Here is a 13728-nt window from a genome sequence, read left to right on the forward strand (position 1 = left end):
AGCCATCGGCAGGAGGTTAAGACTCTTCCTTACGGTTTCACGTACTCGATAGCATTAACATACCAGCTCGCTTCCCCGGCAGGGGTATTGACCACTGCCAGATCGCCCACTTCTTTTTTCAGCAATGCGCGGGCCATTGGGGAATCGATAGAGATGTAATCTTTACGGCCAAAAATTTCATCGTAGCCGACAATGCGAAAACGGTGAGTCACGCCATCGTCGTTTTCAATCTCCACCCATGCGCCAAAAAAGACTTTGCCTTCCTGTTGCGGGGAGTAATCGACGATTTTGAGATTTTCCATGCATTTAGTGAGATAGCGCACGCGACGGTCGATTTCACGCAGACGCTTTTTATTATACTGATAGTCAGCATTTTCGCTGCGGTCGCCCAGACTTGCAGCCCAGGTCACTTTTTTTGTGACCTCCGGGCGCTCTTCACGCCAGAGATAATTTAGCTCTTGTTTGAGTTTTTCATACCCTTCCCGGGTAACCAGGGGCGTTTTCATCTCGTTGATTCCCTTTGTCTGTTTGATAATGCGCACATTGGGTATAACGTGATCATATCAACAGAATCAATAATGTTTCGCCGAATAAATTGTATACTTAAGCTGCTGTTTAATATGCTTTGTAACAATTTAGGCTGAAATTCATACCAGATTTAGCTGGTGACGAACGTAAGCTTTTTTAAGAATACACGCTTACAAATTGTTGCGAACCTTTGGGAGTACAAAGAATGCAAGAGAACTACAAGATTCTGGTGGTCGATGACGACATGCGCCTGCGTGCGCTGCTGGAACGTTATCTCACCGAACAAGGCTTCCAGGTTCGAAGCGTCGCTAATGCAGAACAGATGGATCGCCTGCTGACTCGTGAATCTTTCCATCTTATGGTACTGGATTTGATGTTACCTGGTGAAGATGGCTTGTCGATTTGCCGACGTCTTCGTAGCCAGAGCAACCCGATGCCGATCATTATGGTGACGGCGAAAGGGGAAGAAGTGGACCGTATCGTTGGTCTGGAGATTGGCGCTGACGACTACATTCCAAAACCGTTTAACCCGCGTGAACTGCTGGCCCGCATTCGTGCGGTGCTGCGTCGTCAGGCGAACGAACTGCCGGGCGCGCCGTCACAGGAAGAGGCGGTAATTGCTTTCGGTAAGTTCAAACTTAACCTCGGTACGCGTGAAATGTTCCGCGAAGATGAGCCGATGCCGCTCACCAGCGGTGAGTTTGCGGTACTGAAGGCACTGGTCAGCCATCCGCGTGAGCCGCTCTCCCGCGATAAGCTGATGAACCTTGCCCGTGGCCGTGAATATTCCGCAATGGAACGTTCCATCGACGTGCAGATCTCGCGTCTGCGCCGCATGGTGGAAGAAGATCCGGCGCATCCGCGTTACATTCAGACCGTTTGGGGTCTGGGCTACGTTTTCGTGCCGGACGGTTCTAAAGCATGAGGCGATTGCGCTTCTCGCCACGAAGTTCATTTGCCCGTACGTTATTGCTCATCGTCACCTTGCTGTTCGTCAGCCTGGTGACGACTTATCTGGTGGTGCTGAACTTCGCGATTTTGCCGAGCCTCCAGCAGTTTAATAAAGTCCTGGCATACGAAGTGCGTATGTTGATGACCGACAAACTGCAACTGGAGGACGGCACGCAGTTGGTTGTGCCTCCCGCTTTCCGTCGGGAGATCTACCGTGAGCTGGGGATCTCTCTCTACTCCAACGAAGCTGCCGAAGAGGCAGGCCTGCGTTGGGCACAACACTATGAATTCTTAAGCCATCAGATGGCGCAGCAACTGGGCGGCCCGACGGAAGTACGCGTTGAGGTCAACAAAAGTTCGCCTGTCGTCTGGCTGAAAACCTGGCTGTCGCCCAATATCTGGGTACGCGTGCCGCTGACCGAAATTCATCAGGGCGATTTCTCCCCGCTGTTCCGCTATACGTTGGCGATTATGCTATTGGCGATAGGTGGGGCGTGGCTATTTATTCGTATCCAGAACCGACCGTTGGTCGATCTCGAACACGCTGCCTTGCAGGTGGGTAAGGGGATTATTCCGCCGCCGCTGCGTGAGTATGGCGCTTCGGAGGTGCGTTCCGTTACCCGCGCCTTTAACCATATGGCGGCTGGTGTTAAGCAACTGGCGGATGACCGCACGTTGCTGATGGCAGGGGTAAGCCACGACTTGCGCACGCCGCTGACACGTATTCGTCTGGCGACCGAGATGATGAGCGAGCAGGATGGCTACCTGGCAGAATCGATCAATAAAGATATCGAAGAGTGCAATGCCATCATTGAACAGTTTATCGACTACCTGCGCACCGGGCAGGAGATGCCGATGGAAATGGCGGATCTCAACGCAGTGCTCGGTGAGGTGATTGCTGCCGAAAGTGGCTATGAGCGGGAAATTGAAACTGCGCTTTACCCCGGCAGCATTGAAGTGAAAATGCATCCGCTGTCGATCAAACGTGCAGTGGCGAATATGGTGGTGAACGCTGCTCGTTACGGCAATGGCTGGATCAAAGTCAGCAGCGGCACGGAGCCGAATCGCGCCTGGTTCCAGGTGGAAGACGACGGTCCGGGAATTGCGCCGGAACAGCGTAAGCACCTGTTCCAGCCGTTTGTCCGCGGCGACAGTGCGCGCACCATTAGCGGCACTGGGCTAGGCCTGGCGATTGTGCAGCGTATCGTGGATAACCATAACGGCATGCTGGAGCTTGGCACCAGCGAACGGGGTGGGCTTTCCATTCGCGCCTGGCTGCCAATGCCGGTAACGCGGGCGCAGGGCACGACAAAAGAAGGGTAAATAAAACGGGAGGAGAAGGAGCCTCCTGTTTTATTTTGTGCACTCAGTATCTACTGAATGAATACGGTCTCAGACATCGGCACCATACGAAGTAAAGTGTACTGTAAGCTGATTGCAGGCTAGCGTATCCTGATTAGTAAAAGCACACTAAAGGAATAGCTTGATGCAACTTACCAACGAAGAACAAGTACAGATTGCTCGTATAAAAGAAAAAATCCCACGCATTGCCGCACTGGATCCTGAATGTAAGTTATTCGGTTCTGAAGGTTGGAAATATCAATGGCCGAAGCCTGCCAGCGAGGCGGAAATAGCTTCCTGGGAGAAAAAACATAGCGTCACTTTGCCACGGGAATATCGAATTTTTCTTCGCTATATCGCTAATGGCGGTCCGGCACATGCCTACGGTCTTGAATCTTTAGGCGGTACAGATATTTATGGCGATATAACAAAAGAAAGCCCTGTACCGCTTTATATGACGCAGCAGGATGTTGATGTGTTGAATGCTGGCCGTACAGAAGATGATGAAGAATATAGTTTTTTTGACGGCGCATTGACCATTCTCACCCTGGGATGTACTTATGATATTTGCCTGGTGGTGACGGGGCAGTATCGCGGAAGGTTAATGCTGACTGATGGTGATGAAGATTATCCGTTTGATTTTATATATGATAAAAATTTCCTCAACTGGTATGAACGCTGGCTGGACGATTTTATTGCTGGCATGAGTATGAAGGGTTTCGATAGAAGTTTGCCAGGAACGCAAATTCAACTGCGTGAGTGGTTTTTAACTGAGAAAATCCCGGATTTACGTAGATCCATTTTATTCTCGCTATGCCGTTTTCCACAGATAGAACCCGAAACTTTTGCCCTTTGGGAACATGTTTGCCGTACAGAGAATGATAAAGAATTGTGTGAAGAGGCATTCATAAGATTACGCCAAAAAAAAGTTTCTTGTGCTGCAGATATTTTTCGACTCTATTTTGCAATGTCAGATGAATTACGTGATATTGCTATTAAAGATCTCCGTTTTGCCTGTAGAGATAGTGTGGTTAATATTGAGGATTATATTCATTCACTGTTAATAATAATGCCTGAACTTGACGATGACACTCTATCCTCAGCTGTCTTTGCTATACGAGAAACAGAGTATAATAAATATGATACTTTTCTGCCGCTTCTCGAACGTATCACTGATGACCGTCAGCAAACATTATTGTGGGCGATGAGTAAGGCGCCTGATTTCAATGAAAGCCGAGGATTCGTTGAGTTGGTATTACCGCTTTTTGCATCATCAAAGATGGAGAATGTAAGGAAGGCTATTTTGTTGCTCATTGAAGTTAAAGATAATCGTATTCCACCATTGGTTGATGAAGCTGCAACTCGTTTCCCTGAACTGACCATTTTACGAGAAAACTACTATCTCAGGACGTGGGGACATAAGCCATAAATTAATGGTTCAGAAATGATCTAACGCGGAGAAAAATATGATCAGGGAACATATTCAGCAAGCGATAAATAATAGGTTAGCATTTGATGGCCCATTCAATGTTGTTCCTGAACCTGCAAGCACTGCGTTTGATAGCCGGATCCCGACATTGAAAAACGGTGTCTGGCAGAAGGCCAGCCCTATGTTGCAGGCGCGTTTTGCACATTGTGGACGTTGGTTAAGCGCTACACATGGAAGCTGGCTAAGTATAAGTGACATGGAAACGCTTTGGCAGGAACACATAGAAGATACGTTTCTTGATGAAATCAAAATGAATGCTGTAGCTTCAAGTGATAATTGGGATAACCATGCCTTGGGACTATTTCGTTCTCATCGCCTGTCACTTTTTGCCGGTAGTGATTACAGTTATGAAATGGTTTTTCTCCTTTGGCTAGATAGTACCGTTGAGCCAGAGGTCTGGGTTTATGACTGCAATGGGGAATCACGTTATAAAGATCTTAATGATTACCTGAATGCATATATTAATGATGACGTAAGCGCCTGTGAGCGCTCTTGGCGAGTAGAATGAATAGCCCCCCTTGCCCCTTTGATCCACAAACCGCACATTACCTCGGCACAGTGCAAATCCACTACACCTCAACCACCTTCAACGCTGCCGTTAAGCATTATACCTATCACATTAAAAAGCGTTTTAAAGGGGTTAAATGGGGAATTGGTACCGCTGGCTTATTGGCTATATTGCCCATGATCCCACAATGGTTGAAACCTTCTCATGACTTTAAACTCAACGCAATCAGTACGTTAATTCTTCTATTAATGTTGCCACTCCTCTTATCAATGTTCCTGTTAATCAGCAGAAGAATTAACGATTTTAAGTCAAAAACAAAGCAAGTTACTTTTACGAAACCCGTGCGTTATGCGTTTTATTTCGAGGGGATTGTTTTTTATGAATCTCATCAGCAGGGCATACTTCGCTGGGAAGATTTTTATGGCATTGAGTATGAAGAAGATTATTTGTGGCTTTTTCTGCATTTACCGAAGAGTTTTCCCAGAGAAGCGACGAAAGCGTTTTGCGATATTTTCATTCCCACCAGTGCGATAAAAGCGCAGCCTGAACTGGATACGTTTTTTCGTGAAACACGCCACTCGCTGGATTATCTGTTTGTCCCGTTTAATTCTGACAGAAAATAACATATCCCCCGTATCTGGTGAAACGGGGGATTTCGTCGCTTAACTTATCGGATTACAGTTTTGGACCAGCCGCTACCAGCGCGGCACCCGCTGGGGTGTCGGTGTATTTATCGAAGTTGTCGATAAACAGTTTCGCCAGAGTTTCGGCTTTTTCCTGCCACTGTTCAGGAGAAGCGTAGGTGTTACGCGGATCGAGGATCTTAGTGTCTACGCCCGGCAGTTCAGTCGGGATTGCCAGGTTAAACATCGGCAAAGTGAAGGTTTCTGCGTTATCCAGCGAACCGTTGAGGATGGCGTCGATAATGGCGCGGGTATCTTTAATGGAGATACGTTTGCCAGTACCGTTCCAGCCAGTGTTAACCAGATATGCCTGCGCACCCGCCGCTTGCATACGTTTCACCAGCACTTCTGCGTACTGAGTTGGGTGCAGCGACAGGAACGCCGCGCCGAAGCAAGCGGAGAAGGTTGGCGTCGGTTCGGTGATGCCACGTTCAGTACCGGCCAGTTTGGCGGTGAAGCCAGAGAGGAAGTGGTACTGAGTTTGATCGGCAGTCAGGCGAGAAACCGGCGGCAGCACACCAAAGGCGTCTGCGGTCAGGAAGATAACTTTAGTTGCGTGGCCCGCTTTGGAAACCGGTTTAACGATGTTATCGATGTGATAGATCGGATAAGAAACGCGGGTGTTCTCGGTTTTTGAACCATCGTCAAAATCGATAGTGCCATCTTCACGTACGGTGACGTTTTCCAGCAGCGCATCGCGACGGATAGCGTTGTAGATTTCAGGTTCCGCTTCTTTCGACAGCTTGATGGTTTTCGCGTAGCAGCCGCCTTCGAAGTTAAACACGCCGTCGTCATCCCAGCCGTGCTCGTCATCGCCAATCAGGCGACGTTTCGGGTCGGTGGAAAGGGTGGTTTTACCGGTGCCGGAAAGGCCAAAGAACACCGCAACATCGCCTTTCTCGCCAACGTTGGCGGAGCAGTGCATAGAAGCGATGCCTTTCAGCGGCAGCAGGTAGTTCATCATCGAGAACATCCCTTTCTTCATTTCGCCGCCGTACCAGGTACCGCCAATCAACTGCATACGCTCGGTCAGGTTAAACGCCACGAAGTTTTCAGAGTTCAGCCCCTGCTCTTTCCACTGGGGGTTAGTGCATTTTGCGCCGTTCATAACGATAAAGTCAGGTTTAAAACCAGCCAGCTCTTCATCGCTCGGGCGAATAAACATGTTTTTGACAAAATGCGCCTGCCAGGCCACTTCGGTGATGAAACGGACGGAAAGACGCGTGTCTGGGTTCGCACCACAGAAAGCGTCGACAACGAACAGACGTTTGCCAGAAAGCTGTTTGGTCACCAGGCCCTTCAGATGCTGCCAGGTTTCCGGAGAGAGAGGTTTGTTGTCGTTCTTACCTTTGCCTTTATCAGCCCACCAGAAGGTATCGCGAGTGGTATCGTCACGGACGATATACTTATCTTTTGGTGAGCGACCGGTGAATATACCGGTATCGACGGCAACGGCACCCAGATTAGTTAACACCCCGCGCTCATAACCTGTCAGGCTCGGATCGAGCTCTTCCTGATACAGCAGGTCGTAGCTTGGGTTGTAAACGATATCATGTACGTCACTGATACCATAAGCCTCGAGTTCTTGCGGGGTCAAACCATTGTTAACGCGCATTTCACTGCTCCTTAGCCAATATGTATTGCCTGAATAGTAAAGTCTTTTTGGGGGTGTTAACCGCGACAAGGCTCATAGATTTACGTATCTGGAGAAATTCATATTTGACAAAAAACTCCGTGATTCCTGTCACGAAACGGTTGCTATTATCGCAGAAATAGCATTTTAGGTGTGGAAAATGTTCTTAAAAGGTTAAATCTTGGTTTATATGGCGGGAATATTGTGAGTGGAATCGCATTCCTGAATGAAATTGATGCAAATTCAATCGGTAAAGTATCGATTCACCACGCTAACTTTTTTTGATTATTTTCTGAAAAAAGCAAAATACTACGGCCCGGATGCGATAATTAACCCACTTTTTGATTCTGGATAACTAACATGGATAACGTTGAACTTTCACCCGCAACACGCTGGGGGATGATTGTTACCGGATTACTTCAGGGTCTAGTTTGCTACCTACTGATCGCCTGGCTTTCCGGAAAAAATCACAGTTGGATTGTTTATGGCGTGCCTGCGACCGTCGCGTTTTCATCCGTTTTACTCTTCTCCGTGATCTCCTTTAAACAGAAGCGCCTTTGGGGATGGCTGGCGCTGGTGTTTATTGCCACGCTGGGAATGAGCGGCTGGCTGAAGTGGCAAACTGATGGCATGAACCCCTGGAGAGCTGAAAAGGCGCTTTGGGATTTTGGTTGCTATCTGCTGCTGATGGCAATGTTGTTGCTACCGTGGATACAACAAAGCCTTCGCATCCGCAATGACAGTAGCCGCTATCGCTATTTTTACCAGTCAGTATGGCATAACGTACTTATATTACTGGTGATTTTTCTCGCCAATGGCCTGACGTGGCTGGTACTTTTACTGTGGGGCGAGTTGTTTAAACTTGTTGGCATCACGTTTTTCAAAACGCTCTTTTTTGCAACCGACTGGTTTATTTATCTCACGTTAGGTCTGGTTACCGCACTGGCGGTGATCCTCGCGCGTACACAGTCACGTTTAATCGACTCTATTCAAAAGTTGTTCACGTTAATCGCCACGGGGTTGCTGCCGTTAGTATCATTGCTAACCCTGATGTTTATCATCACCCTGCCGTTTACGGGCCTGAGCGCGATTTCTCGCCACATCTCCGCCGCCGGGTTGCTGTTGACGCTGGCCTTTTTGCAATTGATTTTAATGGCTATTGTCCGCAATCCGCAAAAAGCGTCACTTCCCTGGACGGGGCCGTTGCGTTGCCTGATTAAAACCGCTCTGCTGGCTGCTCCGCTGTATGTGTTCGTCGCCGCCTGGGCGTTATGGCTGCGGGTCGCTCAGTACGGCTGGACTGTCGACCGCTTGCAGGGCGCGCTGGCGGTGCTGGTGTTACTGATATGGTCGCTGGGGTATTTTGTCAGTATCGTCTGGCGTAAAGGGCAAAACCCTCTTGTTCTTCAGGGCAAAGTGAACCTTGCGGTTTCGTTATTGGTGTTGGTAATACTGGTGCTTCTTAATTCGCCGGTGCTGGATAGTATGCGCATTAGTGTGAACAGTCATATGGCACGTTATCAGAGCGGCAAGAACACGCCAGATCAGGTAAGTCTCTACATGCTCGAACAGAACGGTCGCTATGGACGTGCGGCGCTTGAGTCGCTGAAAAGCGATGCCGAGTATATGAAAGACCCGAAACGCGCACGGGATCTGCTGATGACGTTAGATGGAGAGCAACATCTTCAGGAACAGGTATCGGAAAAAGTATTAGCCGAAAATGTGTTAATTGCCCCAGGCTCTGGCAAACCGGATACGGCATTCTGGTCGGCCTTAATCCAGGATCGCTATAACGTGATGACCTGTATTGAAAAAGACGCCTGCGTACTGGTCGAGCAAGATCTGAATAGTGATGGTCAGGTGGAGCGGATCCTGTTTGCTTTTAATGATGACAGAGTCATTGTCTATGGCTTTGACCCGGCCAGAAAAGAATGGGACGCGCTTGATATGAGTTTACTTCCGCGCCAAATAACGAAAGAAAAATTACTCGCTGCTGCGAAGGATGGAAAACTGGGGACGAAGCCTAAAGCATGGTGTGATCTGACGGTAGATGGTGAAACGCTGGAAATAAACCTAAGTAAGTGACAATGCGTATTTGATTTTTTATCGGATACGACGCTTTATCTTACCAACAATAACTTGCGAATTATTGCGTAGGCCTGGTAAGCGCAGCGCATCAGGCCATTACGTCGTAAAATCCGGCAGAGCACTCTCTGCCGGACATACTCATTAATGAACTTGCGGATCTGCCGGAGACGCGTTGTTGCGGATTTCAGCAATATCCATCGCATTGAACAGATAGTGGTTACCGCAGTAATCACAATGCATGTCAATTTCGCCTTCTTCCGCCAGAATGCTATCCACTTCTTCATCCGGCAGTGTTTTTAGCGCGTCGGCGCAACGTTCACGCGAACAGGTGCATTTGAACTCCACATCCTGCGGATCGTAAACCGTCACCTCTTCTTCGTGATACAAACGCCACAACACTTCGTTTGCCGGTAAGGTCAGCAGTTCTTCGGTTTTGATGGTTTCGGTTAGCGTTGCCAGGTGGTCAAAGTCGTCCTGCTGGGCATTTTGCGCAGGCATTACCTGCAACAACATACCGCCTGCAGCCGGTTTGCCGTCTACGTCGCCGGTGCGAATAAACAGGCGCGTCGGCAGCTGTTCAGAACGCATAAAGTAATCTTCCAGGCAGGCCGCCAGGGTATCACCTTCCAGACCCACCACGCCCTGATAGCGTTCACCTTCGCTCGGGGTGATGGTGATCACCACGTAACCATTGCCCACTAGCGTTTTCAGGTCGGCATTTTCCGGAATTTCGCCCTGTACGCGCGCGACGCCACGCATCTGCTGTTTGTTGTTTCCGTTGATGACCGCCAGACTCATCGGGCCGTCGCCTTGCAGCTGTACGGTGATATCACCATCAAATTTTAGCGTAGCGGTTAACAGGCTGGTCGCAACCAGCAGTTCTGCCAGCACGTTTTTAACGGGCTGCGGATAATCGTGATTCTCAAGGATCTGTTGCAGGGTTTCCGAAACGGTTACCAGTTCGCCGCGTACGGCAAAGTTTTCAAACAGATAGCGATGTAATTGGTCATGTTGCGGCATAATCATCTCTCTTGCAGGTGACAGTTATTCACTGTCGCCATGTTTAAATCGTAACAGGTCGCGGCGCTCTTTTTTGTCCGGGCGTCGGTCCGGGTGCGGCATGGTTAAGGCATTAAGTTTACGTGCCAGCGCCATTTTTTCGCGTTTCTCTACACTTTCTGCAGTCTCTTCATACAGCAAGACTGCCTCGCTGGCGGGGCGACGCTGTTCAGTAATCGCCTTTACAATCACCGTTCGTTCGTCATTTCCCTGGCGCAGAGTGAGCGTGGCATTCAGCTCGACGATTTTGCTTGGCTTGCTGCGCTGCCCGTTGTAGTGCACCTTACCGCCTTCGATCATTTCGCGGGCCAGCGCGCGGGTTTTATAAAAACGGGCGGCCCATAGCCATTTATCCAGTCGAACCTCAACAGCAGGTTTTTCTTTCATGGCGTCTCCTTCACATTAGCGAGGGGATCAGGCGGCGGTAGTCATTCAGTGACGGATGGTGCTGATACTGTTTCTCGGCAATCCCGGAGTCAGGATTAGTCACGCCGAGGCAGTAACGAATACCAAATTGTGCGGCAGCATCGAGAATCGCTTCGCTGTCATCAATAAACAGCGTTCTTTCAGCTTTCAGACCCGTAGCTTCGGCCACCGCATGCCATAACCGCTGATCCTCTTTCGGATAACCAAATGTGTGGGTGGAAAGTAATAAATCAAGGTGTGCGTCCAGACCGGTATGCTCAAGTTTTACCGCCAGGTTATGCGGATGAGCATTGGTGAGCAAAATTCGCTGCTTACCACTGGCTTTCAGTGCCTCAAGAAACGGAATGGTATCTTCACGCAGTACGGCACGCGGTCCCATCTCGGTGGTCATCGCACAGATATCCAGACCCAGTTGCTCACTCCAGTAATCAAGACAGTACCAGTTTAGCGTATGCTGCACGTCGTGATATTGCTGGCGCATATAGTCCATCGCTTCCTGTGGTGTGACCCCGTTTTTCGCCCCCCATGTTTCAGGCACCAGCTTTTGCCAGAAATAGTTATCGAAGGCGAGGTCGAGCAACGTGCCGTCCATATCCAGCAGAACGGTATCTACGTCCTGCCAGGCAATGTTGATATGCATGAGGGAAATCTCCAGAGTGAAGCAATTTGCGCGACAGGGTAGCATAACCTGCCGCGCAAACGTGTTATTCGATAAGGCTTTCTGAAGGGGTGATCAGTTGCGGGTTCAGGCAGCTTTCATAATAGGCCTGAATCTCCATCATGCGAGTGCGATGACGCTGGTAACGACGCCAGGCCTGTACGCCATTGTAAATGGCGCTACCCAGCATCGTCAGTAGCAGCAGTGTGGTGCTGAGATAGCGCCACAGACCGGAACGATCCGGGATCGGATGAAGGCCAATATGCTGCGTACCATTGGCGTCAGTGAAGATTTTTGTGACGATACCCTCGGCGTTAAACGGCGTATGCATCAGCATTTGTGCCAGTTTCTGGAAAGCGTTCCACTGTTCTTGCGGCGGGTAGTCGTAAAGTGATGTTGAAGGCCAGGGTTGATCAACAAAATCGCTGCCTTCGTCGCTGACAATCAGGAATCCGCCGGGGGCCGGACTGTTAAGTGACTGTGCCGCTCGCGCTGTTTCATGCGTGATGAACGGTGCGGTGGAGGTCGCCACCAGGTTATCCAGCGATTCCGCACTCACTGGGCGTAATAACACATTCACGCCATCGAGTTTCCCGGCGTTAGCGCGTTTAACCAGCGCGTCCCAGTCTTTACTGTTGCCGAGATTGACCAGCGCATTTTTCAGTCGCACACAGTCATCTTTGGCAGAACAAAGATCCGCTGTCTTCAGTACGATATCGCCAAAATCATCAAGCAATACCATGCCGGATTTTTGAATTGCTGAACGTAATGAGGCGCTGACGCGAGATTCATCTTCCGGTTTAGGGTGCAGCTGGCGATTAACTGCTTCGGTCAATGCCGTCGCTTTGTTGACCAGTTCAGATTCTGGTAATGGTAATGAACGGGCGTCATTCCAGATGATCTGCGAGCAGTCAAACGGTAAAAAAGGTGAATTGGTTTTCGCGCTCCAGGTACCGGAAGTGCGAATATTACACATTCCCGTACCGCTAATACGCAATGTATCGCCAACCCGCACGCCAGCGTCAGCCAGTTGTTTCACGCTGGTGGCTTCAATGGTCTGCGCGCCTTTCATCCACGAGAGGGTGAATTTCAGCGGCATATCCAGCGGGATCCAGAATAACAGCATAAACAGCACCAGTAGCGAGCCCGCAGCGATAATCGTACTGCGCAGCCAGTGCTGTAACGGAAAGTTTTTTACTTCATCATGCAGCGAAAGATATCGCCCCTGACGCACTACGTGGCGGTCGAGATAGATATCGATATCGGTTTGTTGGCCGAGATCCTGAGCAATGTAGGGCTGCCAGTGTGCGGGATAGACCAGGTCGATAATACCGAGTGAAATATTGTTGATCTGTTCCTGATCGTTTTCGCCAAACAATCCCCAACGACGCGGTGTACCGCGCAGACAATGAATTTCCCGCAGGGAGGATTTTGCCGGGGGCGCGAATAGTCCCCACAGTCCTGCGCCCAGCAGCAGTAACGCGCCGCCTGCCAGCCACGGAACAAATACATCCGGGGTAATCAGGCAGAAAAAGAACATCAGGAAGGAGGCGACAATCAGCAACGCTTCGCGCAGCCCGCGCGGACGACTTAGCGCATACTCTTCGTGCGTTTCTTTGCGAATATTGAGTAGCTCGATTTGCTCACTCTCTTCCCCGCGAATAGACGCCTGTGTTGACGGAACAGGTTGCAAGGCATAGCCGCGAGTTTCCTGCATGTACTCCTGCAGCGTATGACCGTTGAGTGAAATAACCAGCGGCAGCGAATCGGTATGAATCAGTTCAACGCTATTCTCATCGTTGATGTACTGCTCCCAGAAAGGGGGCAGGTGGACTTCTACCGAATCGAGGTAGTAACGCCATTTATTCGGATCGTCGGTAGAGATGCCGTAACGCGTGATAGCGTGTGTCAGCATCATGACGTTGTTGCTTTCGGCATTCAGCGCCAGAGAGATCGGTGCCGCGCTGGCTCCCGTTGGGCCCGGCGCCTGTAATACCTGCGTCAGGCTCTCAAGATAATTTTCAACGGCGCTACGTTCTTCAGGTGTGAGTTTACGCGTTTGCGCATCCGCGAAGGCGTTGGTCCAGGGCAGCTGACGCCGTCTGGATCGCACTTTTATCAGCCATCCCGCAAGTAGTGAGCAGGCCAGCAAAGCAGCTAAAAAAATCACAATGGTGCTCATGCTTTCCCCATCTTACTTAGTCTGTCAGGCGTGGTCAGTCGCACCGGACACAATACATGATTCTGCGGTTGGCTATCGGCAAGCGTGGAGTTTAACTTGAGCATCATTAAGCACATCACAGTAACCGCTGATCATAGCAAACCCTCTGAAGGCGGAATATCAGCAAATTCCTGGAGTTATTT

Annotated in this window: 12 protein-coding genes; 6 read left to right on the forward strand and 6 right to left on the reverse strand. The window is 49.8% G+C overall.

The genetic code is table 11. From position 1 onward, the window contains the following. Positions 1–29: 29 nt before the first annotated feature. Positions 30–506, reverse strand: coding sequence for a transcription elongation factor GreB (greB, locus tag BEB42_RS19560; RefSeq protein ID WP_000856744.1), 477 nt, complete (start codon positions 504–506; stop codon positions 30–32). 227 nt (positions 507–733) lie between these two features. Here greB and ompR point away from each other — a divergent pair, with 227 nt between their 5' ends. The 5 genes from ompR (at position 734) to BEB42_RS19590 (ending at position 5440) form a co-directional block, all read left to right on the forward strand. After that, positions 734–1453: an osmolarity response regulator transcription factor OmpR gene (gene ompR, locus BEB42_RS19570; protein WP_001157751.1), complete on the forward strand. Its 720-nt coding sequence runs from the start codon at positions 734–736 to the stop codon at positions 1451–1453. Then, positions 1450–2802: a two-component system sensor histidine kinase EnvZ gene (gene envZ, locus BEB42_RS19575; RefSeq protein ID WP_001253705.1), complete on the forward strand. Its 1353-nt coding sequence runs from the start codon at positions 1450–1452 to the stop codon at positions 2800–2802. Before ompR ends, envZ begins: the two co-directional genes overlap by 4 nt. A 163-nt stretch (positions 2803–2965) precedes the next feature. Next, positions 2966–4249, forward strand: a complete 1284-nt coding sequence (locus BEB42_RS19580) for an SMI1/KNR4 family protein (protein ID WP_001177605.1) — start codon at positions 2966–2968, stop codon at positions 4247–4249. 37 nt (positions 4250–4286) lie between these two features. Continuing rightward, positions 4287–4817 (forward strand): hypothetical protein, encoded by a 531-nt coding sequence (locus tag BEB42_RS19585; RefSeq protein ID WP_000617565.1) that lies wholly within the window; start codon positions 4287–4289, stop codon positions 4815–4817. Continuing rightward, positions 4802–5440 carry a hypothetical protein gene (locus BEB42_RS19590; protein WP_236942409.1) on the forward strand — a complete coding sequence of 213 codons (639 nt, stop codon included), beginning with the start codon at positions 4802–4804 and terminating at the stop codon, positions 5438–5440. The genes BEB42_RS19585 and BEB42_RS19590 overlap by 16 nt, the downstream gene beginning before the upstream one ends. 52 nt (positions 5441–5492) lie before the next feature. Here BEB42_RS19590 and pckA read toward each other — a convergent pair whose 3' ends face one another. Next, positions 5493–7115, reverse strand: a complete 1623-nt coding sequence (gene pckA / locus BEB42_RS19595) for a phosphoenolpyruvate carboxykinase (ATP) (protein ID WP_001298201.1) — start codon at positions 7113–7115, stop codon at positions 5493–5495. Between the two features lie 378 nt (positions 7116–7493). On the opposite strand from pckA, the gene BEB42_RS19605 reads away from it, so the two are divergent. Next, positions 7494–9218 carry a DUF4153 domain-containing protein gene (locus BEB42_RS19605; RefSeq protein WP_000370890.1) on the forward strand — a complete coding sequence of 575 codons (1725 nt, stop codon included), beginning with the start codon at positions 7494–7496 and terminating at the stop codon, positions 9216–9218. A gap of 144 nt (positions 9219–9362) precedes the next feature. Here the strand turns inward: BEB42_RS19605 and hslO are convergent, their stop codons facing one another. The 4 genes from hslO to igaA form a co-directional block, all read right to left on the reverse strand. Further along, positions 9363–10241, reverse strand: coding sequence for an Hsp33 family molecular chaperone HslO (hslO, locus tag BEB42_RS19610; RefSeq protein WP_024218688.1), 879 nt, complete (start codon positions 10239–10241; stop codon positions 9363–9365). A 24-nt stretch (positions 10242–10265) separates the two neighbouring features. Continuing rightward, the gene (gene hslR, locus BEB42_RS19615) at positions 10266–10667 is read right to left on the reverse strand and encodes a ribosome-associated heat shock protein Hsp15 (RefSeq protein WP_000660487.1); all 402 of its coding nucleotides are present in this window, start codon (positions 10665–10667) and stop codon (positions 10266–10268) included. A 10-nt stretch (positions 10668–10677) separates the two neighbouring features. Next, on the reverse strand, positions 10678–11346 hold the full coding sequence (yrfG, locus tag BEB42_RS19620; RefSeq protein WP_001353628.1) for a GMP/IMP nucleotidase: 669 nt from the start codon (positions 11344–11346) through the stop codon (positions 10678–10680). Between the two features lie 64 nt (positions 11347–11410). Beyond that, positions 11411–13546 (reverse strand): intracellular growth attenuator protein IgaA, encoded by a 2136-nt coding sequence (gene igaA / locus BEB42_RS19625; RefSeq protein ID WP_000104515.1) that lies wholly within the window; start codon positions 13544–13546, stop codon positions 11411–11413. Positions 13547–13728 lie beyond the last annotated feature (182 nt).

Source organism: Escherichia sp. MOD1-EC5990 (assembly GCF_002965285.1).
GTDB classification, from domain to species: domain Bacteria; phylum Pseudomonadota; class Gammaproteobacteria; order Enterobacterales; family Enterobacteriaceae; genus Escherichia; species Escherichia coli_F.

Excerpts from the sequence above, each read along its gene's own strand:
- hslO (WP_024218688.1), bottom strand. The coding sequence starts at position 10,241 with ATGCCGCAACATGACCAATTACATCGCTATCTGTTTGAAAACTTTGCC.
- hslR (WP_000660487.1), bottom strand. The coding sequence starts at position 10,667 with ATGAAAGAAAAACCTGCTGTTGAGGTTCGACTGGATAAATGGCTATGG.
- pckA (WP_001298201.1), bottom strand. The coding sequence starts at position 7,115 with ATGCGCGTTAACAATGGTTTGACCCCGCAAGAACTCGAGGCTTATGGT.
- BEB42_RS19580 (WP_001177605.1), top strand. The coding sequence starts at position 2,966 with ATGCAACTTACCAACGAAGAACAAGTACAGATTGCTCGTATAAAAGAA.
- ompR (WP_001157751.1), top strand. The coding sequence starts at position 734 with ATGCAAGAGAACTACAAGATTCTGGTGGTCGATGACGACATGCGCCTG.
- greB (WP_000856744.1), bottom strand. The coding sequence starts at position 506 with ATGAAAACGCCCCTGGTTACCCGGGAAGGGTATGAAAAACTCAAACAA.
- envZ (WP_001253705.1), top strand. The coding sequence starts at position 1,450 with ATGAGGCGATTGCGCTTCTCGCCACGAAGTTCATTTGCCCGTACGTTA.
- BEB42_RS19585 (WP_000617565.1), top strand. The coding sequence starts at position 4,287 with ATGATCAGGGAACATATTCAGCAAGCGATAAATAATAGGTTAGCATTT.
- yrfG (WP_001353628.1), bottom strand. The coding sequence starts at position 11,346 with ATGCATATCAACATTGCCTGGCAGGACGTAGATACCGTTCTGCTGGAT.
- igaA (WP_000104515.1), bottom strand. The coding sequence starts at position 13,546 with ATGAGCACCATTGTGATTTTTTTAGCTGCTTTGCTGGCCTGCTCACTA.
- BEB42_RS19605 (WP_000370890.1), top strand. The coding sequence starts at position 7,494 with ATGGATAACGTTGAACTTTCACCCGCAACACGCTGGGGGATGATTGTT.